Below are 22,615 nucleotides of genomic sequence, written 5' to 3'. Positions count from 1 at the left end.
ACCCGGACCGGCAGGTCTGCGGGCGGGCCGCCGCCGTTCCGGAGAATCGGCGGACGAACGGACGGACGCCCCGGGGTTTTCCGCCCCGGGAGGCGGAGTGAGGCTTCCGTCACAGTCCGCGGCCCGGCCCGGCGCCGAGGCCCCGCCCGGGCCTCCGCCGCGGCTACCGCCCCAGCCCCAGCTCCGCCGCCATGAGGTCGCCGGCCTGCTGCTCCAGCTGCTCGTCGGTGAGTCCGTCGTTGTCGGTGTCGGCGCCGTCCGGCGCCGCCCCGATCGGGCTGTCCAGCCGGACGTGCGCGATCAGCGACTGCAGCGCCCGCAGCACGGCCGTGCAGGTGGTGCCCCAGTTGGACAGGTACGAGAACTGCCACCACCAGAGCGCCTCGCTGACCCGGCCCTCGCGGTAGTGGGTCAACCCGTGCTGCAGCTCGCCCACCACCCCGGCCAGGTCGTCCGAGATCCGGAAGGCGTTCGGCTTCTCCGGCGGCCCGTACGGGTCGAACACCTCGTGGTAGACGTCGATCGGCGCGAGCAGTTCGGCCAGCCGCTCGCGCAGCTGCTCGCCGTCCGGCTCCGGCCCGGCGTCGGGCTCGAAGCGGTCGTCGGGGACGACGTCCTCGATGGCGCCCAGCCGGCCGCCGGCCAGCAGCAGCTGCGAGACCTCCAGGAGGAGCAGCGAGACGGCGCTGCCGGGCTCGTCACCCTTGGCGACCTCGGTCACCGAGAGCACGAAGCTCTCCACCGAGTCCGCGATCTGCACCGCGAAGTCGTCCGGCTCCGAACCGTGCCCGTGCGTGTGCGGGGCGTGCGGATCATGCTGCGCGTCCTGCGGGCCGCGCCGGTCCTCTTCCGGTCCGGCCTGGTGGGGCGTGTGGGGCTGCTGGTTGATCGTCCGGTCAGACATCGAGCAGTCGTCTCCCTTCGAAGGCGCGACCGAGCGTGACCTCGTCCGCGTACTCCAGATCCCCGCCGACGGGCAGGCCGCTCGCCAGACGGGTCACCTTCAGGCCCATCGGCTTGCAGAGCCGGGCCAGGTAGGTGGCGGTCGCCTCCCCCTCCAGATTGGGGTCGGTGGCCAGGATCAGCTCGGTGACCGTGCCGTCGGCGAGCCGCGCCAGCAGCTCCCGGATCCGCAGGTCGTCCGGGCCGACGCCCTCGATCGGGCTGATCGCGCCGCCCAGCACGTGGTAACGGCCGCGGAACTCCCGGGTGCGCTCGATGGCGACGACATCCTTGGGCTCCTCGACGACGCAGATGACAGCGAGGTCACGACGCGGGTCGAGGCAGACCCGGCACTGCTCGGCCTCCGCGACGTTGCCGCAGACGGCGCAGAACCGCACCTTGTCCTTGACCTCCAGCAGCGCGTGCGCCAGCCGGCGGACGTCGACCGGGTCGGCCTGCAGGACGTGGAAGGCGATCCGCTGCGCGCTCTTGGGCCCGACGCCGGGCAGCCTGCCCAGTTCGTCGATCAGGTCCTGAACCACGCCCTCGTACAACGTCGCGCCTTCCCTCGGGTTGGACCGGTGGCACCCGCAGGGGGTGCTCCGGTGCCATCATCCAACGAATCGGACGCCGGGCACACCGCCCGACGCCCGACTCCCGCATAAATCACACAGGTCCATCGGCTGAACTCCGGACCGTCACGGCCCCTCTCGGGCCGCCCCTGACCACGCTCAGAACGGCAGGCCCGGGATCCCGCCGCCGAGGCCCTGGGTCAGCGGGCCCATCCGCTCGGCCTGCATCTTCTGCGCGGCCTGGTTGGCGTCCCGGACGGCCGCCAGCACCAGGTCCGCCAGCGTCTCGGTGTCCTCCGGGTCCACGGCGGCCGGGGCGATGGTGAGCGCCACCAGCTCCCCGGAACCGGTCACCGTCGCCTCGACCAGGCCGCCGCCGGCCGAACCGGTCACCTTGGCCTCGGCCAGCTCCTGCTGCGCCTGGGCGAGGTCCTGCTGCATCTTCTGCGCCTGCTTGAGCAGCGCCTGCATGTTGGGCTGGCCACCACCGGGAAACACGGCTCACTCCTTGCGTTCGGTCTGCGCTTGCTACGTCCTCTGGTACGTCCTCGACGAGCCTACGTGCTGGTCAGTTCCCACCGTGCCGGATCTCCTCCAGCACCGTGGCACCCAGCTCGCGGATGATCAGCTCCTGGCCGGAGAACGCCTCCTCGTTGAGATCGGGGTCGTCCTCCTCCGGGATGTCGTCCTCCGGAGCCACCACCCGCGCCGGACGCGCCGGGGCCGCCGGAGCCGCCGGCGGCGGGGCCTGGACGGGCGGGGGCACCGGTGCGACCGGCGCCGCCTGCGGCTGCGGAACCGGCGCGGCCACGGGTGCGGGCGCGGGCACCGGAGGGGCGGGCTGCACCGGGGGCGCGGATGCCACCGGACGCGCCGGCGCGGCACCCCAGCCGCCCCCTCCCCCGCCGCTGCCGGCGCTGCCCGTGCCGCCCGTGCCGCCCGACGGGTCGACGATGCACTCGATCCGCCAGTCCACGCCCAGCGCGTCGGACAGCGCGGACCGCAGCACGTCGTCGCTGTTGCTGCTGACGAAGCTGTCGCGGGCGCCCGCGTTGATGAACGAGACCTGGAGCACGCTGCCGTCGAACCCGGCCACCTGGCCGTTCTGGCTGAGCAGGATCCAGGTGAACCGGCGCCGGTTCTTGACCGCCTCCAGGATCTGCGGCCACAGCTGCCGCACCTGCGCGGCGCCCTGCTGCGCCGCCGCCGACGGCTGCCCACCGGCCGCCGCGACCGGCGCGGGGGCCGGGGCGGGAGCGGGGGCGGGGGCCGGGGCCGGGGCCGGGGCCACCGGAGCGGGCGCGGCTGCGGGTGCGGGCGCCGTCGCCTCCCCGCCCGGCGAGAAGCTCCGCTTGATCGGCCACGCCCCGGGCGCCGGCCCGGCCGGCTGCGCGGGCGCGGGTGCCGGCGCGGCCTGCACCGGCTGCGCCACCGGCTGCTGCACCACCGGCGCCACCGGCTGCTGCACCGGCTGCGCGACCTCCGGCATCACCACCGGAGCGACCGGAGCGACCGGCGCCATCCCGGCACCCGCCGCCAGGCCACCGACCGTCCCGCCGGCCAGCCCACCGGCCGCGGCCCTGCGCTCCAGCTTGTCCAACCGCGCCTGCAACGACAGCTCGTCGCTGTACGCGCCCGGAAGCATCACCCGGGCGCAGATCAGCTCCAGCTGCAGCCGGGGCGCCGCGTTGCCGCGCATCTCCGTCAGCCCGGTGTTGACGATGTCCGCCGCCCGGCTCAGCTCGGCCGCCCCGAAGGCGTCCGCCTGCGCCTGCATCACCGCGACCCGGTCCGCCGGGGCGTCGATCAGCCCCTTCTCCCCCGCGTCCGGCACTGTGGCGAGGATCACCAGGTCGCGGAGCCGCTCCAGCAGGTCCGTGACGAACCGCCGCGGGTCGTGCCCGCCCTCGACCACCCGGTCGACCACCTGGAACACGGTCGCCCCGTCGTGCGCGGCGAACGCGTCCACCACCTCGTCCAGCAGCGCCGAGTCCGTGTACCCGAGCAGCGCGGTGGCCATCTGGTACGTGACGCCACCCTCGCTCGCGCCGGCCAGCAGCTGGTCCATCACCGACATCGAGTCACGCACCGACCCGGCCCCCGCCCGCACCACCAGCGGGAACACCGAGTCCTCGACCTGGATCCCCTCCCGGCCGCACACCTCCGCCAGGTAGTCGCGCAGCGTGCCGGGCGGCACCAGCCGGAACGGGTAGTGGTGCGTCCGGGACCGGATCGTCCCGATCACCTTCTCCGGCTCGGTGGTCGCGAAGATGAACTTGAGGTGCTCCGGCGGCTCCTCCACCACCTTCAGCAGCGCGTTGAAGCCGGCCGAGGTCACCATGTGCGCCTCGTCCAGGATGAAGATCTTGTACCGGCTGTGCACCGGCGCGAAGAACGCCCGCTCACGCAGCTCGCGCGCGTCGTCCACACCACCGTGCGAGGCCGCGTCGATCTCGATCACGTCGATCGACCCGGGCCCGCCCGTGGCGAGGTCCCGGCAGGACTGGCACTCGCCGCACGGCGTCGGCGTCGGCCCCTGCTCGCAGTTCAGACAGCGGGCCAGGATGCGCGCACTCGTCGTCTTGCCGCAGCCGCGCGGGCCGCTGAACAGGTAGGCGTGGTTGACCCTGTTGTTGCGCAGGGCCTGCTGGAGCGGAGCGGTCACGTGCTCCTGCCCGATGACCTCCGCGAAGGTCTCGGGGCGGTAGCGGCGGTACAGGGCTAGGGACACACCACCGACGATATCGGGACGGACCGACAAACGCGGCCTCCCCCGGCCTCGCCCCGGGAACGCAAAGACCCCTCGCGCACCCGCCAGAGCTCTCCTACCCTTGCTGCCTTCCGGCCCTGGGGGGGTTCAAAAAGATGGCGCCACACGAGGGGCTGCCCCCAACACTACCGGATCCCGGCCCCACCCCTCCACCACCACCCCCACCCCCGCATCCGCAGGCCACCCCCACCCCTCACCCCCGACATACGTGGTCGCGACCACCCCAAAACATGTACTAAGCTCTCCCTCGGAGGATTCGCCTAGAGGCCTAGGGCGCACGCTTGGAAAGCGTGTTGGGGGCAACCCCTCACGAGTTCGAATCTCGTATCCTCCGCCTTCGCCCACCTGGGCAAACGAAAGGCCCCGACCGGGTTCCGGTCGGGGCCTTCGTCGTATCCCGTCTCAGTTTCCGTCTCAGTCGGCCTTCTCGGGGCTCTCTCCGGACGCTTCGGCCGGACGCCCCCACAGCAATCCGCCGATCTTGTCGGCGACCTCCTGAAGCATGGGGTCGGTCACGTGCTGGTAGCGCTTCGCCATGGACGCGGACGACCAGCCCATGATGGCCATCACGATCCGCTCGGGGACCTTGAGAAGCAGCAGCACGGTACCGGCGGTGTGGCGCGCATCGTGGAGTCGGGCCTCACGGACGCCGGCGGCCCCGAGGATGTCCTTCCATTCGTGGTAGTCGGTGTTCGGGTTCAGCGGCTCCCCGGTGGGTGAGGCGAAGACGTAGTCCTTGTCCGCCCAGAGCTGCCGGGCGTTGGCCCGCTCGCGGGTCTGCCCCTCCTGGTGCTTCCGGAAGAGGTTGATCAGCTCGTCCGGGAGCGGGATCGGACGGCGGCCAGCCCGGGACTTGGTGTCCTTCGTCTCCCGCCGCACCTGCACCCGCTGTCGGCAGTAGCCGGCCTTCCGCCCGCAGTCGCCACCGCAGCCGTGCTCGTACTTCGGCCGCAGGCGTCCCCGACGGAGCCTGATGACACCAACCTCCAGGTCGACGTCCGACCACTTCATGCCCAGGACCTCCCCCTGGCGCAGACCAAGCGCGAGCGCGATGACCCAGCGAGCCGGGTGCCGGCGGCGTCCGACCTCCAGCAGGATCTTCTGCACCTCGCCGACCGAGTAGGGCTCGATCTCTTCCTCTTCGAGTCGCGGCGCCTTGGCGATCGTGGCCACGTTCCGGGTCAGGTGGCCACGTCGGACGGCCTCGCCGAGCGCAACCCGAATGGTCCGATGAGCCTGGTGGGCGGTGCCGGCGGCGCTGCCGTTGGCCTGCATCTTCCTGTAGAAGCGTTCCAGGTGCTCCGGCTCCAGCTTCTCCAGCCGATGCGCGCCGAGCCCGGGAACGAGGTGCACCCTGACGGCGACCTCATAGCCGTCGTAGGTGTTCTCCCCCACAGTGCCCGGGACGATTTCCTTGATCCAGTGGGTCAGCCACTTGCCGACCGTCCACTTCTGGCCCGCCTTGGGCACAGCCCCCGCGTCGCGCTTCTTCTCCAAGTCCCTGACGGCCTTGATGACTTCAGCCTGAGTCTTGCGCTCGACGTGCCGCCGGTCCGGGGTTCCGTCGTCCTTGACGCCGATGGTCACGCGGCCGTGCCACTTGCCGTCAGCGCCCTTGTAGATGGACGACGTGCCGTTGGGACGGCGGGTGCGCTTCTCGTTGTCTGCCAAATCTGTTCTCCGGTCAGGCGGCGGCGGTGTGCATCTTGCGGTGGAGGTAGGCGGCGCACTCCTCCGCCGGAACGCGGCGGAGTCTGCCGATGGGGACGGTCCTGATCTCGCCGTCGCGGATCAGGGCGTACATCGTGGTGCGGCCGATGCTGAGTCGGCGGGCGGCCTCTTCGACGGTGAGGGCGACGAGAGTGGGGTCGTGGTCGGGGATGTCCTCTGGGGTGGCGGTGGTCATGGCGGGTACTCCTTGGCGAGGGGAGCGGGTGGCGGTGTCCGGGGCGCGCGCTGTCCTAGGTTCGGATTTCTGCGTCACCGCGTCATCTGCGTCATTTAGGTCTCTGAGCTGCGGTTTTGAGTGACGCAGGCTGCGGAGTCTGCGTCACCTCTGCGTCTTGGGCTGCGTCATTGGGTGACGCGGGTGACGCAGGGGTGACGCGGCGTCCGTCGTCTGCGTCACCCGTTCCCGCGCAGGTCAGGGGCCGTTTTTCGGGCCGGGTGACGCGGGTGACGCAGCGTTCCCCTACTTAGGAAAAAGGAGGGGGTTGCGGTAGTGGTTGGCCCCCTCGAAGAGCGATTTGGGAGCCATCCGGCGGCTCCGCCGAACAGCAAGAAGAGCACCCGCGCGGGCCGACGGGTGCTCTTCTTGCTTGTCCGGGCGCCAGCGCCGGTCAGACCTGCAGATGCTGCTGCTCGTGCGGGACGGCGTTGGCGGGGCGGGCCATTTCGAGGTATCGGCCCTCCTTCGTGCGGCCGGTGTCGACGAGGACACCCCGGGCGGCGAGGGTGGGCTGAAGGCGCTTGAGCCGGTCGGAGAGGACTTTGCCGGTGGTGGGCCAGCCCTTGGGCAGGGCCCGCAGGTCGTCGCCGCTGTAGAGACGGCTCAGGCAGTGCAGCCACTCGGTGGAGGTCATGCGCTGCGCGGTGCCGGGGGCGATGGTCTCGGCGTGCTTGAGGACGGTCTGCGCCAAGAGGTCGCCCTCGATGACGTCGTCGTTCAGGTCGTCGAGGCTGGCCCGGTAGGCGGCCAGCGCCCCGAAGCCGGTCGCGGCGTCGAGCTGGGCGCACAGGTGGGCGAAGTCTGCCATCCGTAGGTCGGTCGGGGTCTCCGCCTGGGCCGCGCGGACCTTGACCGTGAGGTCGAGCAGGGACCCGAGGACGATGGGCAGTACCTCGGCGTACTCGGCCCACAGCTCCGCTTCGGTGCGCCGGATGCGCGGGCGTTCCAGGCGCAGGGGCAGGAGGCGTTCGGCGAGGTCGGGGCGGATGACGCCGACGTCGATGCCGGTCAGGAGCAGGGGCCGGCGGTAGGCGGAGCGGTGGACGTCGCCGTCGGTGAACAGGGCGCGCTTGACGGACTCGGCTCCGGTGACGATGCAGCACATGGCGTCGGAGAGGTCGGGGGTCATGTGGGAGAGGTTGTCCAGGGCGGTGACCCATCCGGCCGCGACGGCGGCGATCAGGTTCTCCTCGTCCTTCGGGGCCCTGCGCAGGTCGCCGCTCATGCCCTCGATGATCCGCACGAGCATCCGGCCGCCGGTGGACTTGCCCGCGCCCTGGGGCCCGGTGAGGAACGGGGCGGGCACCGGCACGGACGGCCCGAGGCAGCCGATCAGCCAGGCGATGGCCAGGCACTCCGTCGTCGCGTTCGCGAAGTTGCACAGCCGCAGCAGCAGGTCGATGCCCTTGCCGTCGGTGTCCTTGACCGGGATCGGGAGTTCGCCGGTGAGCTGGGTGCGCCGCCAGCAGACCTCGTTCGGGTCGGGGACGGCGGTGTCCCAGCCGGTGGGGTGGATGCGCACGGACAGGCCGTCGGCCCGCCCGAGGTCGAGCCAGGTGGCGCCGTCGAATCCGGGGGCGACGCGGATGTGGACGGGCTGCACGTCCTCGGACAGGGCGAGTGCCTCGATCAAGTCCAACGCCTCCTTGAGGGCGGTGCCGTTGAAGACGCCGATGCCGTCCTTGTAGAGGCCGACCATGAGTTCCTGGCGGTGGCTGCCGGTCGTGCCCTGGGAGCGGATCGGCCGGGCGACCGGGTGGCCGGTGCGCTGGGCGTAGACGGTGCCGTCGGCGGTGCGGAAGTACCGGAAGTGCGTCTGCGCGTAGGTGGCGATGATCTCTCGCGCGGGGTTCTTCTCGTCCTCGGCCACGCCTACAGCCCCAGCCGGACAAGGGCGTTGGCCCACGCGTCGGCGCAGTGCCTCGGCGACTCGCCCTTGGCCTGCGCCGAGGTGAACAGCCTGGCGGTGTGCGCCTCGGTCAGGCACCCGCACCGGCCGTGCGTCGAGAGCACGGCGAGGAACGTCTCGTACACCGTGTTGTGCACGGCGCCGGCGGCGTCGGTGATGCGCTGCTCGGCCATGGCGATGCCCCGCTCCAGGAACGTGGGCGTGCGGTGCGGGCACTTCCCGCCCCCGACCAGCGCGGGCACGGCGACGGCGACCGGCCGGACCGGGACCGGGTCCTTCACCACCAGGTCGCGGACCATCTCCGGCAGGGCCGCCATGGTGCCCGTGCCGGAGCCGAGCCACCGCGCGTAGGCCATGGTCGACTTGATGTCCACGCCCGGCCGCACCGCGTTGGCGGAGGGCATGGCGCCCCGGTAGAGCCAGTGCTCGCCCCGGGTCGTGGGCACGGTCCGGGTGGCGGGCAGGGTGACGCGCGCCCACGCGATGGCCTCGGAGTTGTCGAGGTCGACGACGGTCACCCCGGCGCCGCCGGGGTGGTAGGCGACGGCCGCCGCGTCCCGCCAGGCCCGCGCCCACTGCGGGAAGTTGATGACGGCGGGGTCGGTGGTGGCGGCGGCCCAGCCGTGGCACGGCGCCGGGCAGGTGCAGGGGCCGGGGGTCTTCATGTTCGGCCGGCCGCCGCACGCGTTGCCGGTGCAGGTCCGGCAGTTGCCGAACGGGACCTTCCCGGCCCGCAGCGGCAGCACGGGCACGCCGGAGGCGGCCAGGGCGAGCGCGGTGGTCAGGTGCTCTCCCCGGATCGGGGTGGGTTGGGTCATGCTGGGGGTCTCCAGTTCTCTAGGGTGCTGGGATTGGCGGCGGCCCCGGTTCTTGGCGGAAGGGGGCCGCCGCCGTTGTCGTTGGTCGCGTTCTCGGCGCAGACCTTGTGTGAGGGTTTGCGCTGGTCGTCGCGGAGCGGGGTGGGCTTGCCGCACCAGCGGCAGGGCAGGGTGCGGGTGCGGTCGTAGTGGGAGGCGTCGCGCCAGTCGAGGGCGGCGGACACGGCCGGTACTAGGTGTCGAGGGCGGCGGCGAGCAGGGCGGCGCCGAGGCGGGGCGGAACGGCGTTGCCGATCTGCTGGCCGATGTCGCGCCCGGACCACGGGTGATCGGCGGGGAAGGACTGGAGCGCTCCCGCCTCGGCCCAGGTGAACCGGTCCTCGGTGCCGTCGTCGGCGAGCACCCGGACGCGGGACACCTTGCCGGTGACCGTGGCGGACGGCTCTGCGCTGGAGCGACGCCCCCGGGCCTTCGGGTCGCCACCGGTGCCGTAGTTCGAGACCACCGTGAACGGGGCGCGTCCGGGGACCGCGTCGGCCATGGCGACCCAGGGCAGCAGACCGGGGTCACCGGCCGTCCGGGGCATGCCCTTGCTGTAGGGGCGGTGGGTCGGAGCGGGCAGGGCGGCCGGACCGGCGAGGCGGGCGATCAGGACCGCGCGGCGCCGGGTCTGCGGAACGCCGTACTGCTCGGCCTTCACCGTCCCGGTCGCCGTGCTGTAGCCCTCGGCCCGCAGGATCTCCGCGTAGGCCTGCCAGACGGGCAGGACGGCCGGGACCTGTTCCAGCACGATCGCCTCGAACGGGCGGCCCGTGTCGAGGTGGGCCAACGCCCACCGCAGCGGCTCCAGGACCAGCCGGATCAGGTCCGTCCTGGGGTTGTGGGTGTGGCGGGAGACGGGTCGGCGCTCGGAGAGCCGGTGGGCGAGGGTGACGATGTCCGACAGGGCCCGTCGTCCGGCCCCGTTTCCGGCGGCGGAGAACGGCTGGCAGGGCGGGCCGCCGAGCAGCAGGTTCGCGTCGGGGAAGTCGGCTGGGTCGTGGTCGCGGACGTCCGCCTCGATCGTGTCGAGTCCGGCGGCGCGGCGGGTCGCGCACGCGTCCGGGGACTTCTCGATTCCGGTGACGTGGATGCCGAGCGTGCGGGCGGGCAGGTCGAGGCCGCCGACCCCGGCGAACAGGTCCACCGCCTGCCGGGGTCGGGCGCTCTCGACGGCGGTGCGGAGCGGGGCGTCCATGGCAGATTTCTCCTGGTCAGCGGTTGCGGTTGGTCACGTGGACGTTGACGTTCACCGCGCCCTGCCCGCCGCCGCCCCGGCCGCCCGCGCCGCCGGTGGTCTTGGCGAGGGCGTAGGCGCCGACGCCGAGCGCGGCGAGGCCGCCGACGCTCCCGGCCGCCGCCGCGACGGCCTGCACCGCGTAGCCGATCCCGAGTCCGCCGACGCCGAGCGCGACGCCACCGGCGAGCAGGCGCGCGGGCCACGGGTCCCGCACCGGAACCGGGTTGGTGGCCGGGGGCGGGGTGGGCAGGTAGACGGCGGTCGGCGCGAGGGCCGGACCGTGGACCATCGGCGCGGGGGCGGCGGGGTGGTAGAGGGCGGGCGGTGCGGTGAGCGGGGCGGGTGCGGCGTAGTAGGGGGTGCCGTCCGGGCCGTGGAGGACCGGGGCGGCGAACGGCTGCGGCATGGGCTGGGTGTGGTCCACGGTGCTTCTCCGGTCGGTCGGCGGGGCGGGTCAGGTGCGCAGGCGGCTGAGGGCGTTGCGGATGCTGCCGAGGGTGACGGTGCGGCCTCCGTCGGCGTTGACGGCGGTGAGCAGGGCGTGGGCGTCCATGTCGCCGCCGCCGTTGTTCTCCAGCGCGGCTTGGACGCGGTCGGCGATGGTGAGCCGGTCGGCGCCCTGGCTCGTGCCGGGGGCTGCGGGCGGCGGGGTCTGGCTGGTGCCGGGGCCGACGGTGACGTTGCGGGCGAAGGCGGCGGTGTAGGCGGCGTCGCCGTCGAGGCGCAGGGTGTAGGCGTCGCCGGCGACGGGCCAGGCGCTCTTCTCCAGGGCGGCGTGGGGGCCGTCGCCGTAGAGGGCGAGCATCTCGGGGTCGAGGCCTTCGGTGGGCAGCGCGGAGCCGACGCGGAAGAAGCGCATGCGGGCGCCGGGGTAGGGGCCGGACAGGAGGTAGCCGCTGCCCTGGGTGCCGGGCCGGTTCTCGTCCTCCTCGGCCTCGAACTGGGAGATGAGGCGGGTCGCTCCGGCGTATTTGGGGATGGGGGCGAGTTTCTGGCCGGGGGGCAGCAGGCCGTCGGCGACGAGTTGGCGCATGAGGTTGGACGTCCAGCGCAGGAGCAGGACTTCGCCCTCTTTGAGCATGGAGCGCAGGGTGTCGGATCCGCCGAGTTCTTCGAGGTGTCCGGCCTGGGCGAACAGGGCGATGCCCATCCCGAGGGAGCGGCCGGTGCGGCCGATGTCCTTGATGTAGTAGGTGGCCTCGTCCCGGTAGGGGGCGCCCTTCTCCAGCAGGCGGTTGGCCTCGTCGACGACCTCGTACATCAGCGGGTCGGGGCGGTCCTTGAGGAACTTGGAGCGGCCCAGGCGCGCGTAGCGCTCCTCGCGGTCCTTCATGACGCCCCAGTAGGTGCGCAGTTGGGCGATCGCGCCTTCCTGGGTGAAGACGGGCCAGTCGACGTTGCCGCGCGCCTCGGGGGCGGACTGGCCGCCCTTGAGGTCGGCGTACCAGACGGCGATGCCGGAGCGCTTCATCGCGGCGAGCAGGATCTGACCGGCGGTGGACTTGCCGGCGCCGGTGGTGCCGAACAGCAGCAGGCGCTGCGCGGACCCGGACACCGGGTCGTACAGGCGCACCCAGACGCGGCGCCCGTTGTGGTAGAGCCCGGCCCAGACGCGGCCCCGGTCGTCCATGGCGAGCAGGTCGGGGTCGGGCAGGTGGACGTCGGCGAGCGGGTCGCCGGGGTAGACGGTCACGATGGCCTGGCTGCCCCGGCTTTCGACCGACAGGCGGGAGATGTCGTCGATGCGCATGGCGTCGGCGAGACGCTCGATGTCGTAGGTGATGAGGTCACCGGGCGGGGACTGGACGGTGAACTCGTAGACGGTGCGACTCACGCTTCGACCTGCTTGTCGAGGTCGACGGTGCGGATCGCGGTGATCGTGGTGCCGGGCATGCCCTTGGGGGCGATGTGCTCGGCCCAGTAGGCGTGCAGGTCGGCGCCGTGCTGCGGGGCCGGGCGGCCGACGGTCAGGCGGCGGACCCCGGCGCCCCGGCCGGGGATCTTGGCGACGGTGATCTCCTCCTCGTCCCAGTCCAGCAGGGCGGACAGGGCGGTGATCGAGATCGTCGGCACCGGGGCGCCGGGGCGGGCGGAGCGGATGATCGCGGTCATGGACTGCGGGCCGGTCCGCTCGATGTGCTCCAGCACGGTGCCGGGGGCGACGCCGCCCACGACGGCGGCGCGCTCGGACCACCACACGGCCATCGGGTGCCGCTCACCGTCGGACGGCACCCCGGTCTCGGCCAGGGCCTGCTGGGCGGTTTCGACGGCGGCGGGGCTGAGGGAGGGCTCGCGGCCGGCCACGACGCGGGCCAGGCGGGCCGGGCGGACGAACCACACGACGAGGGTCCACGCGGTGTCGGCGGCCAGTTCCCACCAGTGCACGCCGTGCACCAGGCGCTCGGCGACGAGCAGTCCGGCCATGGCGGCGGACGGCGCGACGTACAGGGCGGTGGCGGTGTCGCGGACCTGCCCGGCCGGGAGGGTCGCGGACCAGAGCAGGCCGAAGCCGAGCGCGGCCCCGGCGGCGCCGATGGAGGCGGGGTACCAGTCGGGGTTGAGGGCGGTGCCGGTCAGGGCGAGAGCGCCGGTGAGGGTGGCGGCGCGGCCGATCCGGTCGCGGGCGACGGCGAGGCGCCCACGCATCGGGCCGAGGGACATCATCAGGTGTGCTCCTTCGCAGGCCAGGGGCGAAGGGGCAGCGCCACCGCCGGTCGGGGCGACGGCGCCGCCCCGGGGTGGGGTCAGCGGTTGCTGTAGAACTCGCGGTCGGCCATCTCGACGGGCATGGCGTCGGCGGCCTCGGCGACCGGGCCGTAGTCGGCCTCGTGCGCGTCGGCGGTCGCCTGGAAGAGCGTCGACAGGTCCTCGGTGGCCTGGGCCATGGCCTCGGCCTCGTCCAGGACCGTGCGCATCACGGTCGCGGCGTCGCGGTGCTCGCCGACGGTGTCGCGGTCGACGTTCAGCGCGGCGGCCTGGTCGGCGAGCCGGTCCACGGAACTCGCGCAGTCCTCGACGTACCGGTAGGTGGCGCGCACCCGCTCGGACAGGAACGCCAGCTTGACGGCGGCCACGGCGAGCTCGGCGAGAACGATGGTGTAGCAGACGAGGATGGCGGCGATCCCCAAGTCCTCGGTCCCGTCGCCCGCGCCGTCGGTGCGGTCGGACGGCGGCGCGCTGGTGGTGACGGGCCGGCTGCTGGTGACCGGCGTCAGTTCGGAGTCGGACATGGGCGGGGCTCCTACTCGTTGTGGTAGTCGCGTTCGGCGGGGGCGGTGTGGCCGGCGTCGCGCACGGCGTCCGCCAGCGGCTTGTGCCGGGCGGACGCGTTCGCGCCGGCGGTGGCGATGGCCTCGGAGGCGGCGGGGACGGCCGCGGCGACGGCCTCGGCGCGGGCCTTGACCGTCCCGGCCTGGTCGATCAGGGAGGCGATCATGCCCTCCAGGACGCCGGGCACCTTCAGCTCGACGACCTTGGCGTGCAGGGCCTCCAGGTGCCCGAGCAACTGCTCGCAGCCCTCGGCCGCGCTGCGGGCGTCGTCGGCGCCCTCCATGATCTCCTCGGCCATGTCGGCGTCCGCCTCGATGACGTCGTAGATGGTCAGGTCCGCGTCCGCGTACTGGGTGCCGTGCCCGGGGCGCGGCGGGGAGACGGTCACAGGAAGTCCTCCAACAGGTGCGGGGATGGGCGGCGCCGGGCGGGTCGTGCCCGGGCGGGCGTGCGGGCTGTGGTGCGGAGAACGCGGCAGGGCGGCCTGCCCTCGGCCGAGGTGACCGGCCGGAGCACGCGGCCCCGGCGGGCGCGGCCCGCCGTCGGCCCGCACGACGTGGTACGTGGTGCCGGCGGCGTAGGCCCAGCCCGGCGGCGGACCGAACCCACCACCACCGCTACTGGCGGCGCCGGGAGCACCGGGCCGGCCGGACCCGGCCGAAGCCCCGCTACCGGCCCCGCCGGGGTGCCCGGACGGACCCGGACCTGCGAAGCTTCCGCTGCCCGCGTTTCCGGGGGCGCCCGCCGGTCCGGAACCTGCGGGGCGGGGACCGGTCGAGGGCCCGGGGTAGCCGTGCTGCGGGCCGGGCCCGGGTGCGTTCTGGGGTTGCGGCTGGGGGGTGGTGCGGCGCCGGCGGGCGAGGACGCGCAGGGCCCACGCGCGCCAGGAGGTACGCGGCGAGCGGGTGGACTGGCCCCGGCCGGGGCGACTGCGCCAGGGCCTGGCCCCCGTCGCCCCGCCCGGCGTCACAACCCGCCGCACCCGGCCCCCGGCCCGGGCCTTCCCCGTCTTTGCCTTCCCCGCCTTGGGCTTTCGGCCCTTGGCCTTGCGGGCCTTGGGACCGCTCGCGGCGGGCGCCGTCCCGACCTGTTTCGGGCTGCTCTTCGTCGGCTGGACCTGCTGCGGCCCGGTGGCGGAGGCGCCCGGTACGACCGGCGCCGTGGCGGGCTTGCCGGCCGGGGCCTGCGGGGTCGGGGTGTTCGGGGTGCCGGGGGCGGGCTTGGGCTTGGGTCCGTTGAGGATCCGTCCGGCCGCACGGGCGCGCAGGGCGCCACGGATGGTCGCGGGCGTCGCACCCCCGCCCTGGTGGCCACCGGTGGGCTTCCACGAACCGGTGGTGATCCGGTCGGCGACCCGCTGCCGGGCCGCCCCTCGGACCGTGTCCGTCCCGGCGGGCGACCGGTCGAGCTTCGACGCCCCAGATCCCCGGGGGCCGTTGGTGATCCGCTCGGCGATCCGGCGGCGGGCGGCGCCTCGGACGGTGTCCGGCCCGGCCGCCTGGCGCGCCGGCCGATCGGCCCCGCGCTCACGCCCCGGACCGCGCCCGCCACGGTCACCGAGAGGAGAATTCCCGTCCCCGGAAAGGCCGTTCGGGCGCCGGACCGCGCCGGAGCCTTCCAGGGCGACTCTGCGGGCCTCACGGACCCGACCGGCCCCCGGACTGCCACCACCACCTGAGTGACCGTCAGGCAGGCTGCTGGGCCGCTTCCCGGGCCCCTTGCCGCCGCCCGGCGGCGGGGAGGCGGGACCGAAGCGGAACGTCGCGGGAACCCCGGAACCGCCCCGGGCGGTATTCGGGGCGGGGTTTCGCGAGGACCGGCCGAATTCAGGGCCGGACTGCACACGCCCACGCGCAGCCGCCCCGCCCGCAGCCGTCCCGGGGATTCCCGGACGGGAATTACCGGCGCCCGGCGGGGAATTGCGTTGGCGCTCCACCGTTTCCCGGTGTTCGGCGCGCGCTTTCAGGTAGGCGATGAAATGGGCCGCCCCGCGAAGCGCGGCCACCGTCACACCGGCCATCAGGACGGTCGACATCGCGGCCACATTCGAGAAAGAACCGCCGGCGGCCGTGGGCTCGCCCGGCGCGGTGGATTCGACGGCGGGCGCAAGGACCGGGGCGTCGGGGATCGAGAGCGAGGCGGGCGGGGCGAGGTCGGTGTCCAGCGGGGCGAGGACCGGCGTGCCGGGCGGCGGCGGGTCATCGCCCACGACGCCCGGCACGGTCAGCCGGGGGAACCCGAGCACGGTCCCCCCGGCGTCGTCGTCGGCCATCGGGCCTCCAATCGGGAGTGTCACGCTCCGTCACGGACCGGGGGTCCCTTCACGCGTACGCGTGCACGCGTAGGTGGGACCCCCGGATGCACGGAGTCGGCGTGTGAATGTGAGCGCGAAGCGTCACCGCGTCCGGGGCGGCCCGGAGGCGGCGTGCTGCTGGGTCCAGGCGGAGAGCAGACGCACCAGATCGGCCCACGCTTCCTCGCTTCGGCCGGCCTGGGCGCGGGCCAGGTCCCACAGGGCCCGCGCCCGGTCCGCGTTCGTCGCCGTCGCCTCCAGGCGCCGCTGCCAGTAGGCGACCTGCCCCGGCGTGAGCGGCGGCATTTAGGCGCTCTCCTTCAGGAAGTCCAGGAACGCCGGGGGCTTTCCGCCCGCCTTTCCGTCCGGGGTTTCCGTGGTGGCCGCCGAAATGCTGTGGAGGGTGGCGGCGGTGTTCACCGCGTTCGCGCTCCGGGCGGCCTCGGCACCCGCCTTGGCGGACTTCTCCAGGGCCTTGTTCGCGGCCCGCTCGGCGCGCTTCTTCGGCAGCTCGACGAAGCGGCGGTTGTATTCCGCGTCGAGCTTTCCGGCGGCGTTCACGGCCTCCCGCAGGTGGCTTTCCAGCTTGGCCAGCGGCCGGGTCGCCAGGAAAGCGCGCACCTTGCGCTGGCCGGGCCGGTCGCCCTCGATGTGCACCGACTCCAGATCGGCCCGGTACTCGCGCAGCAGGGACTGCACCTCGTCGGCCATCTGCCGCAGCCGCTCGCGCTGCTGGGCGGCGTAGATGGCCGTCCCGCCCGGCTCCCTCAGGTGGTCCGACGTCCACCTGCTCCCGTTGCTCATCAGTTCTGCCCTTCTGGTCGGTGGCTGGTCAGGCCTGGTCGTGGTGCGCGATGCGAAGCCGGCCGCGGGCGGCGGTCAGGATCTCGTGGTGGTCGAACGCGAGCCGCTCGGGCAGCCGGGTCAGCGGCACCCACCGCACGGCGGCGGCGTCGTCCGCCGCCCGCGCCTTGGTGCCCGCCGGGACCTTGGCGAGGAAGGCCACGCTCACGTACCGTCCGCGCTCGTCCCGGCCGGGCGCGTCGAACACCCCGACCATCACCAGGGCGCCCGGGTCGACGGCGACACCGGTCTCCTCCAGCAGCTCCCGCGCGGCGGCGTCCACCGCGCGCTCGCCCGGGTCGACGTGCCCGCCGGGCAGCGCGAACAGGCCCTGGTGCGGGCTCCAGCGCCGCTTGATCAGCAGCACGCGCCCGTCGTCACGGGCACACACCACGTCAGCGGTGTAGCGGATCGTCTCGAACTGCTCGTTCATGTGCTGTCCTCCGAAGTGTGTGGTCAGCTACCGGTGGCGGTGCGCTCGACGACGGGCTTGTCGAGGTCGCGGTGGATGAGGCGGGCCGGGGCGATGGTCTTGTCGAGGCGGCCCGCGAGGACCATGGCGACGGTGGCGGCGCGGTGCCGGCCGCCCGCGCAGCCGACCGCGATGGTCAGCGGCGCGGCGGTGGGCCCGGCGTCGTAGGCCTCGGCGACCAGAGCGGCGGCGAGGACGGACTCCCGGATGCCCGGGGTGGTCAGGACCGCCCGGCGCACCGGCAGGTCGTGCGCGGTCAGGTGACGAAGGGCGGGGTCGACGTGCGGGTCCTTGAAGTGCTTGCGCAGGTCGAGGGTGAGGTGCGCCTCGGGCGGGGCGCCGTGCAGGTAGCCGAAGCTGATCACGCAGATTTCGGTCACGGACATGACAGTGATCTCCTGGTGCTGGTGGCAGCGGAGCAGTTCAGGGGGGTTCAGGCCGCGAGGGCGGTGGTGTCGGCGCAGGGCAGGCAGGTGCCCAGGTGCGCGGGGAGGACGTAGCCGGCGTCGCGGCGGCAGGCGGGACAGGTGCGGCGGGCGGTGTTGGCCTTGGCGAGGGCGGCGGCCTTCGCGGGGGTCATCGGCCGTACGGGCTTGGCCCGGTCGATCCGGTAGAGGTAGGCGGCGCGCAGGCCCTTGCTGCGGCGCGAGCGCCAGCAGACCTGTGCGGCGACCTCCTGACCGCCCGGGCGCAGGCCGCGGGCGCGGAGCTGGCGGCGGGTGAGCAGGGTGTCCGGCGCCATGCGCCACGGGTAGGTCGGGGTTCCGCCGTGCCGCTCGCCGGTGGGGTCCCAGTTCCGGGGGCGGCTCACTCGTCCTCGCCCGGGTCGTCCTGGGCGAGGGTGTAGTAGCCGGTCAGGGTCAGCGGGACACCGGCGTAGGCGGTGTCGACGCTCAGCCAGGCGTGGGGGCCGGTGCTGCCGTGGTCGACGGCGGCGGGGTCGGCCCCGAGGGCCTGACGCCACTGCTCGAAGTCGCTCAGCGCGGTGTCGCGGTGGAAGCCGAAGGCCAGGCCCCAGGTGAGGACCAGGCCGCCGGAGGAGTCGCGCTCCGGGGCCACGACGCGTTCGCTGGTGACCCTCGGGGCGGGCAGGTCGGCGTGGGCGGAGAGCGCGGCCATCAGCGCCCCGGCGGCGCCGATCACGCCGGACGCGGTCTCGATGGTGGGGGCGGTGGGGGTGGTCACGATGCCTGCTCCTCAGCGGTCGTGGTGGTGGGGACGGCGTGCAGGGCGGGCCGGACGGCGGGGTGTTCCTTGTAGCGGGCGGCGATCCAGCCGACGGACCAGCCGGTCAGCTCCACCGCCTGGCGCTGCGGCAGTCCGGCCTCGATGGCGGCCTTGACCACCTCGCGGGCCCGCTCCTCCGGCAGGCGCTCGTCGGCGGGACCGGCGGCCAGCAGCTCGGCGCGGGCGCGCTCGGCGTCCTCCCGCTCGCGCTGCTCGGCCTCGGCCCGCTCGGCGCGCTCACGCTCGCCCGCCTCGCGCTCACGGCGCTCACGCTCACGCCGTTCGTGCTCACGGCGCTCACGCTCGGCCCGCTCGGCAGCCTCCCGCCGGGCCTTCTCCGCGCGCTCGGCGGCCTCGCGGCGGGCAGTCTCCGCGCGCTCCTCACGGACCATGCCCGCCTCGTGCTCACGCTGCTTGTCGGCCTCGCTCGCGTCGTGCTCACGGCGCTCACGCTCGGCCCGCTGGGCGGCCTCGAATCGGGCGAGCCGATCGGCCCGCTCCTCCTGCCGGCGTGCCTCGGCCCGCTGTTCGCGCTGCTCGCGCTCGGCCCGCTCAGCGGTCTCCCGGGTGGTCAGTGCGGCGCCGATCGCCCGTCGGTAGGCGAGGGACGTCTCGGCGGTGACGATCAGCAGCAGCGGTGCGACCGAGTGGACCGCGACCCCGACCCCGTCCTTGTCCAGGGCGCTCAAACCGATGTTGAGCAGCACGGTCATGAGGCCGGTCATCCAGCGCAGCACGACGGGCCAGCGTCCGCCGTCGCCGTTCAGGCGGGCGAGCGTGGCGTCCATGCGCACCACGATCACCACCGCCGCGTCCACGACGACCGGCAGGATCGGCGCCGTCCACTCCCAACCGTCCGGGGTGTGGCCGGCCATGAGCGGGGTCACCGTGAGCACGCTGTACAGGACCGCACCGAACGTGATCGCCCACGTCCCGGCGGTCAACGCGCGCTCGGCGGATCGGATCTGCGCCGGGCTCATCGCCGCCTTCATCGCAGCCCCCGAACCGAACGCCGTGAGCGGGCGGTGAGCGCGCTCACGGCCGCCGTGAGCGCGGTGAGCACGCCGTCGGGCACGCCGCCACCGACCGCGTGCTGCGGGCGGGCGGCGGCCCGGCGGCGCCTGCCGATGGTCCGGCGCTCGGCGGCGGTGAGCCCGCCGAAGACGCCCTCGGGCTCGCGACGCTCAAGCGCCAATTCCAGGCACATCGCGCGGACCGGGCACCCGGCGCAGATCATCTTGGCGCGGCGCTCGGCCCACTCGGCGGCCTCGGGCCCGATCTCCTCGGGGTCCGGGTAGAACAGGTCGGTGTCGGCCCCGGCGCAGGCGGCGCCCCGCAGGTCGCCGTCCCCGTTCGGGCGAACCTCGGCGAGCACGGTGGCCGCCGGGCGGGCCAGCCGGTGCGGGGCGCGGGTGCCGGTGAGGTACTGGGCGCGGTGCAGGCTCACGCGGCGGCCCTCCAGGTGAGCGCCCGGCGGCGCTCCGCGGTACGCATCAGCGCGGAGGCGAAGCGGGCGGCCGGCGGGTCCAGGTCCCGCAGCACCGCCCGCGCCACGTCCAGCCGGATCAGCCGGTCCTCGGCGGAGCAGTCGGCGCTGCCGTCGAACAGCTCGGTGTCGACGCCGAAGCCGTAGTCGGCACCGGTTCCGAACGCCAGCTCCGCGAACTCCTCGGGCGTCGCGGCCTCCTGGCCTGCAACAATCAGTCTCATGGGTTCACCTCGTCCAATCGGGGGGTGAGCCCGCAGGGTCGCCGCGCGTTCCTTGGCCGGGTGCGCGGCGGCCCGCCATGCGGACCCAGCTACTCGTCGCATCGCGAGCAGCCATGACCCCCGACCCAGCCGGCAAGCGGACGGATCGGGGACCAAAGACACTCGAAACGTGCGGACATCACCCGGTCCGCGCGGGGACGGGGACGAGCCCCGTCGCAAAGCACCCTGTTGAGTTCTCAAACAACGAGCGCTGCCTTCGGGGGGCTGCCACCCCACCCCTCCGGGCGCATTTGTCCAGCTCAGAGCAGCCCTAAGTCATGTTGAGGACATGTCCTCAACTCCTCTTTAGGAGCTGAGATGACTATGGCGGACTCTCGACGAGTCGTCAACTCCTCTTGAGGACTTATCCTGGGCGAGTCACGCAACCAGGGATGGTGGAGCCACCATGGCGACGAAGTACGAGCGGATCGCAGACGCTCTGCGCGAAGAGATCCGTGCAGGTCAGCTCAAGCCGGGGACGAAGCTGCCCGCTGAGACGACTCTGGCGGACCAATACGACACGAGCGTTCCGACCATCAGGCAGGCCACCGGGGTCTTGGTCGCCGAGGGACTGATCGAGAAGCGGCACGGCCTGGGCACCTTCGTCCGGAAGGAACCGACCAGGGTCGTCCGGGACAACGCACGCCACCAATGGGAGAAGGATCGGGCACGCGCGTCCGAGGCTGAGCGATTGAAGACCGGGGCCACCGAACGGGACACGGGTCTAACGATCAACGATCTGGTCTTCGAGGCGAGCTACAAGCAGGTGCCCGCGACGGCTGAGCTTGCACGGGCGTTCGACGTTCCTGAGGGCACCACGTTGCTTCAGCGGACCTACCGAACGAGGTACCGGGAGGAGCGCACGCCGCTCAACCGCTCACAGTCGTACCTGGTGCTCGACATGGTCGCGCACAACCCTGACCTCCTGCGGGAGGACCAGGAGCCGTGGCCCGGAGGGACACAGAATCAGCTCTGGACTGTAGGAATCGAGCTGGACCGGATCGTAGAGACCTTCCACGCCCGGCCCCCCACGCCGGAGGAGGTCGAAGAGCTGGGCCTGTCGGCAGGCGTGTCCGTGCTCCTTCTGCGCAAGGTCGGCATCGACACGGCCGATCGAGTGGTAGAGGTGGCCGACGTCATCTTGCCTGGCGACCGAACCGAAATGACCTTCACGACCAAGCTGGCAAGGTGGTGAGCATGACCCACATCATCTCCGTCATCACGGCTGTTCACGGGCCTTCCGCGTCCTATCTGTCGGACGCCTACAAGTCTCTGCTGACCCAGGAACTACCCGCAGGCTGGGACTGGCAGTGGGTCATTCAGGAGGACGGGGAGACCGATGCCGTCGCCCCCCACGTTCCGGATGACCCTCGCGTCACGTTCGGGCAGGGGCGACACGGCCGGGCCGGCGTTGCCCGCACCATGGCCCTCTCCCGGGCCGCCGGGCAGTACGTCAAGGTGCTCGACGCCGACGACATGTTGATGGAGGGCACCCTCGCGCGGGACCTTGCAGCACTCCAGCAGCCCGGAATCTGCTGGTCGACGTCGCGGGTGCTTGATCTGCTCCCGGACGGTTCGACAGTGGGGTTCGACCAGGATCCCCCAGAAGGGCCGATCGAGCGTGGGGCAGTCCTTGAGCACTGGAAGGCACATGACTTCCGCGCCCAGGTCCACCCAGCAACTCTGTGCGCGCGACGTGACCTCGTGCTCGCTCTTGGCGGCTGGATGGCCCTGCCAGCCAGCGAGGACACCGGGATCCTCATGGCGTTGAACGCGGTCAGCCGCGGTTGGTTCTCGGCCGAGACTGGCCTCCTGTACCGCAAGTGGCCGGGGCAGAGCACTGCCTCCAGCGCCCACATCCACGAGGGCGAGAGGACTTCGCGGATGGCTGTCATCGAGGCGCGGGCGCGAGCCCTCGCAGCGCTCGACGGCTGGCGTGTCGACGCGTGAAACTGAACGCAACAGGCCCGGGCCCGGCAGCATTCGCTGTCGGGCCCGGGCCGTATAGGCGATCCGTCCGAGGGTGTCCGCCGTCTCATTTTCCGTCTCGTTCGCCCCTGTTCGCCGCCGTTCAAGTCGACGCAGCAGCGCCAGATACGCCCCTGGTCAGACCGTGTGCGGACTTCGGCGGACACCGACCTGGAGAATTGGAAAGCGTGTTGGGGGCAACCCCTCACGAGTTCGAATCTCGTATCCTCCGCCGGCAGAAGGCCCGGACCGCTCAGCGGCCCGGGCCTTCGTCGCTTTCCGGCTCCGGGCGCCTGCACGTCCTACGCGGTCCCCTCAAGGCCGATCCACATATCGTCCGGCGGGCGATGAAGCTGAGCCGCGCCACCGTGAGGACCTCGAACCGGAGGCGTTCCGGCTCGCGGTGCCCTACCTGATCTGCCGTGTCCATGTCGGGACCCTTCGCCGTCCCTCGACCGGCAGGTTCGAATCGCCTGGCGCATTGCCGAGCCGGGCCGGAAGCCTTCGCAGCGGGTTGACGGCCGACCCCACGGAGAACACACCCGCCCCCGGGCA

General features: G+C 73.1%; 26 protein-coding genes, 1 tRNA gene and 1 other RNA gene. 3 read left to right on the top strand and 25 right to left on the bottom strand.

All coding sequences use genetic code 11. The annotated features are described in order from the left end of the window. Positions 1-163: 163 nt before the first annotated feature. From ACFVVU_RS10790 to ffs, 5 genes are all read right to left on the bottom strand, one after another. On the bottom strand, positions 164-904 hold the full coding sequence (locus tag ACFVVU_RS10790; protein ID WP_387789274.1) for a DUF5063 domain-containing protein: 741 nt from the start codon (positions 902-904) through the stop codon (positions 164-166). Beyond that, a complete protein-coding gene (gene recR / locus ACFVVU_RS10785; protein WP_030392621.1) occupies positions 897-1,496 on the bottom strand; it encodes a recombination mediator RecR in 600 nt (199 codons plus the stop codon). The genes ACFVVU_RS10790 and recR overlap by 8 nt, the downstream gene beginning before the upstream one ends. 177 nt (positions 1,497-1,673) lie before the next feature. Further along, positions 1,674-2,012 (bottom strand): YbaB/EbfC family nucleoid-associated protein, encoded by a 339-nt coding sequence (locus ACFVVU_RS10780; RefSeq protein WP_350541541.1) that lies wholly within the window; start codon positions 2,010-2,012, stop codon positions 1,674-1,676. 70 nt (positions 2,013-2,082) lie between these two features. Beyond that, positions 2,083-4,245, bottom strand: coding sequence for a DNA polymerase III subunit gamma and tau (locus ACFVVU_RS10775; RefSeq protein WP_387789272.1), 2,163 nt, complete (start codon positions 4,243-4,245; stop codon positions 2,083-2,085). Positions 4,246-4,305: 60 nt separating this feature from the next. After that, positions 4,306-4,402: signal recognition particle sRNA small type (gene ffs / locus ACFVVU_RS10770), an RNA gene on the bottom strand. 131 nt (positions 4,403-4,533) lie between these two features. Between ffs and ACFVVU_RS10765 the strand changes: the two genes are divergently transcribed. Continuing rightward, positions 4,534-4,618, top strand: a tRNA-Ser gene (locus ACFVVU_RS10765). A gap of 80 nt (positions 4,619-4,698) precedes the next feature. Here ACFVVU_RS10765 and ACFVVU_RS10760 read toward each other — a convergent pair. From ACFVVU_RS10760 to ACFVVU_RS10665, 20 genes are all read right to left on the bottom strand, one after another. Continuing rightward, on the bottom strand, positions 4,699-5,955 hold the full coding sequence (locus tag ACFVVU_RS10760; protein ID WP_387789270.1) for a tyrosine-type recombinase/integrase: 1,257 nt from the start codon (positions 5,953-5,955) through the stop codon (positions 4,699-4,701). A gap of 13 nt (positions 5,956-5,968) precedes the next feature. Beyond that, positions 5,969-6,190 (bottom strand): excisionase family DNA-binding protein, encoded by a 222-nt coding sequence (locus ACFVVU_RS10755; RefSeq protein ID WP_387789268.1) that lies wholly within the window; start codon positions 6,188-6,190, stop codon positions 5,969-5,971. A gap of 433 nt (positions 6,191-6,623) precedes the next feature. Continuing rightward, complete coding sequence (locus ACFVVU_RS10750) at positions 6,624-8,102, bottom strand: ATP-binding protein (protein ID WP_387789266.1); 1,479 nt, start codon at positions 8,100-8,102, stop codon at positions 6,624-6,626. A 2-nt stretch (positions 8,103-8,104) separates the two neighbouring features. Beyond that, complete coding sequence (locus ACFVVU_RS10745; RefSeq protein ID WP_387789265.1) at positions 8,105-8,959, bottom strand: bifunctional DNA primase/polymerase; 855 nt, start codon at positions 8,957-8,959, stop codon at positions 8,105-8,107. Then, the gene (locus ACFVVU_RS10740; protein WP_387789263.1) at positions 8,956-9,183 is read right to left on the bottom strand and encodes a hypothetical protein; all 228 of its coding nucleotides are present in this window, start codon (positions 9,181-9,183) and stop codon (positions 8,956-8,958) included. The genes ACFVVU_RS10745 and ACFVVU_RS10740 overlap by 4 nt, the downstream gene beginning before the upstream one ends. An 8-nt stretch (positions 9,184-9,191) precedes the next feature. Next, positions 9,192-10,196, bottom strand: a complete 1,005-nt coding sequence (locus tag ACFVVU_RS10735; protein ID WP_387789262.1) for a DNA cytosine methyltransferase — start codon at positions 10,194-10,196, stop codon at positions 9,192-9,194. Positions 10,197-10,212: 16 nt separating this feature from the next. Next, complete coding sequence (locus ACFVVU_RS10730; RefSeq protein ID WP_387789260.1) at positions 10,213-10,662, bottom strand: hypothetical protein; 450 nt, start codon at positions 10,660-10,662, stop codon at positions 10,213-10,215. Between the two features lie 30 nt (positions 10,663-10,692). After that, positions 10,693-12,072, bottom strand: coding sequence for a transfer protein (locus tag ACFVVU_RS10725; RefSeq protein WP_387789259.1), 1,380 nt, complete (start codon positions 12,070-12,072; stop codon positions 10,693-10,695). Beyond that, on the bottom strand, positions 12,069-12,902 hold the full coding sequence (locus ACFVVU_RS10720; protein WP_387789257.1) for a hypothetical protein: 834 nt from the start codon (positions 12,900-12,902) through the stop codon (positions 12,069-12,071). Before ACFVVU_RS10720 ends, ACFVVU_RS10725 begins: the two co-directional genes overlap by 4 nt. Positions 12,903-12,982: 80 nt before the next feature. Beyond that, a complete protein-coding gene (locus ACFVVU_RS10715) occupies positions 12,983-13,468 on the bottom strand; it encodes a hypothetical protein (RefSeq protein ID WP_387789256.1) in 486 nt (161 codons plus the stop codon). 11 nt (positions 13,469-13,479) lie between these two features. Then, positions 13,480-13,896, bottom strand: coding sequence for a hypothetical protein (locus ACFVVU_RS10710; protein ID WP_387789254.1), 417 nt, complete (start codon positions 13,894-13,896; stop codon positions 13,480-13,482). Positions 13,897-15,903: 2,007 nt separating this feature from the next. Continuing rightward, positions 15,904-16,107 (bottom strand): hypothetical protein, encoded by a 204-nt coding sequence (locus ACFVVU_RS10705; RefSeq protein WP_387789253.1) that lies wholly within the window; start codon positions 16,105-16,107, stop codon positions 15,904-15,906. After that, entirely contained in the window at positions 16,108-16,605 is a 498-nt protein-coding gene (locus tag ACFVVU_RS10700) for a hypothetical protein (protein ID WP_387789251.1), read from the bottom strand. A gap of 28 nt (positions 16,606-16,633) precedes the next feature. Further along, positions 16,634-17,077 (bottom strand): NUDIX domain-containing protein, encoded by a 444-nt coding sequence (locus tag ACFVVU_RS10695; RefSeq protein ID WP_387789249.1) that lies wholly within the window; start codon positions 17,075-17,077, stop codon positions 16,634-16,636. A gap of 23 nt (positions 17,078-17,100) precedes the next feature. After that, positions 17,101-17,502: an ATPase gene (locus ACFVVU_RS10690; protein WP_387789248.1), complete on the bottom strand. Its 402-nt coding sequence runs from the start codon at positions 17,500-17,502 to the stop codon at positions 17,101-17,103. Positions 17,503-17,549: 47 nt separating this feature from the next. Beyond that, the gene (locus ACFVVU_RS10685) at positions 17,550-17,927 is read right to left on the bottom strand and encodes an RRQRL motif-containing zinc-binding protein (RefSeq protein ID WP_387789246.1); all 378 of its coding nucleotides are present in this window, start codon (positions 17,925-17,927) and stop codon (positions 17,550-17,552) included. Continuing rightward, a complete protein-coding gene (locus tag ACFVVU_RS10680; protein WP_387789244.1) occupies positions 17,924-18,301 on the bottom strand; it encodes a hypothetical protein in 378 nt (125 codons plus the stop codon). The genes ACFVVU_RS10685 and ACFVVU_RS10680 overlap by 4 nt, the downstream gene beginning before the upstream one ends. After that, positions 18,298-19,323 carry a DUF2637 domain-containing protein gene (locus ACFVVU_RS10675; RefSeq protein WP_387789242.1) on the bottom strand — a complete coding sequence of 342 codons (1,026 nt, stop codon included), beginning with the start codon at positions 19,321-19,323 and terminating at the stop codon, positions 18,298-18,300. The genes ACFVVU_RS10680 and ACFVVU_RS10675 overlap by 4 nt, the downstream gene beginning before the upstream one ends. 8 nt (positions 19,324-19,331) lie before the next feature. Beyond that, positions 19,332-19,790 carry a WhiB family transcriptional regulator gene (locus ACFVVU_RS10670; protein WP_387789240.1) on the bottom strand — a complete coding sequence of 153 codons (459 nt, stop codon included), beginning with the start codon at positions 19,788-19,790 and terminating at the stop codon, positions 19,332-19,334. After that, positions 19,787-20,053 carry a hypothetical protein gene (locus ACFVVU_RS10665; RefSeq protein ID WP_387789238.1) on the bottom strand — a complete coding sequence of 89 codons (267 nt, stop codon included), beginning with the start codon at positions 20,051-20,053 and terminating at the stop codon, positions 19,787-19,789. Before ACFVVU_RS10665 ends, ACFVVU_RS10670 begins: the two co-directional genes overlap by 4 nt. Before the next feature lie 445 nt (positions 20,054-20,498). Between ACFVVU_RS10665 and ACFVVU_RS10660 the strand changes: the two genes are divergently transcribed. Together ACFVVU_RS10660 and ACFVVU_RS10655 are read left to right on the top strand one after the other, a co-directional pair. Continuing rightward, positions 20,499-21,287, top strand: a complete 789-nt coding sequence (locus tag ACFVVU_RS10660; RefSeq protein WP_387789237.1) for a GntR family transcriptional regulator — start codon at positions 20,499-20,501, stop codon at positions 21,285-21,287. A 2-nt stretch (positions 21,288-21,289) separates the two neighbouring features. Beyond that, complete coding sequence (locus ACFVVU_RS10655; RefSeq protein ID WP_387789236.1) at positions 21,290-22,042, top strand: glycosyltransferase family 2 protein; 753 nt, start codon at positions 21,290-21,292, stop codon at positions 22,040-22,042. The last annotated feature ends 573 nt before the right edge of the window (positions 22,043-22,615 follow it).

The sequence above is a fragment of the Kitasatospora sp. NPDC057965 genome, from assembly GCF_042887135.1.
GTDB lineage: Bacteria > Actinomycetota > Actinomycetes > Streptomycetales > Streptomycetaceae > Kitasatospora.
Note: the sequence above shows the minus strand (reverse complement) of the source record. Positions and strands in the feature narration are given on the sequence as shown.

What these genes read in the sequence shown, in the direction of transcription:
- ACFVVU_RS10790 (WP_387789274.1), bottom strand. Translation starts at nt 904, where the DNA reads ATGTCTGACCGGACGATCAACCAGCAGCCCCACACGCCCCACCAGGCC.
- ACFVVU_RS10755 (WP_387789268.1), bottom strand. Translation starts at nt 6,190, where the DNA reads ATGACCACCGCCACCCCAGAGGACATCCCCGACCACGACCCCACTCTC.
- ACFVVU_RS10745 (WP_387789265.1), bottom strand. Translation starts at nt 8,959, where the DNA reads ATGACCCAACCCACCCCGATCCGGGGAGAGCACCTGACCACCGCGCTC.
- ACFVVU_RS10735 (WP_387789262.1), bottom strand. Translation starts at nt 10,196, where the DNA reads ATGGACGCCCCGCTCCGCACCGCCGTCGAGAGCGCCCGACCCCGGCAG.
- ACFVVU_RS10720 (WP_387789257.1), bottom strand. Translation starts at nt 12,902, where the DNA reads ATGATGTCCCTCGGCCCGATGCGTGGGCGCCTCGCCGTCGCCCGCGAC.
- ACFVVU_RS10715 (WP_387789256.1), bottom strand. Translation starts at nt 13,468, where the DNA reads ATGTCCGACTCCGAACTGACGCCGGTCACCAGCAGCCGGCCCGTCACC.
- ACFVVU_RS10705 (WP_387789253.1), bottom strand. Translation starts at nt 16,107, where the DNA reads ATGCCGCCGCTCACGCCGGGGCAGGTCGCCTACTGGCAGCGGCGCCTG.
- ACFVVU_RS10700 (WP_387789251.1), bottom strand. Translation starts at nt 16,605, where the DNA reads ATGAGCAACGGGAGCAGGTGGACGTCGGACCACCTGAGGGAGCCGGGC.
- ACFVVU_RS10695 (WP_387789249.1), bottom strand. Translation starts at nt 17,077, where the DNA reads ATGAACGAGCAGTTCGAGACGATCCGCTACACCGCTGACGTGGTGTGT.
- ACFVVU_RS10690 (WP_387789248.1), bottom strand. Translation starts at nt 17,502, where the DNA reads ATGTCCGTGACCGAAATCTGCGTGATCAGCTTCGGCTACCTGCACGGC.
- ACFVVU_RS10675 (WP_387789242.1), bottom strand. Translation starts at nt 19,323, where the DNA reads ATGAGCCCGGCGCAGATCCGATCCGCCGAGCGCGCGTTGACCGCCGGG.
- ACFVVU_RS10665 (WP_387789238.1), bottom strand. Translation starts at nt 20,053, where the DNA reads ATGAGACTGATTGTTGCAGGCCAGGAGGCCGCGACGCCCGAGGAGTTC.
- ACFVVU_RS10660 (WP_387789237.1), top strand. Translation starts at nt 20,499, where the DNA reads ATGGCGACGAAGTACGAGCGGATCGCAGACGCTCTGCGCGAAGAGATC.
- ACFVVU_RS10655 (WP_387789236.1), top strand. Translation starts at nt 21,290, where the DNA reads ATGACCCACATCATCTCCGTCATCACGGCTGTTCACGGGCCTTCCGCG.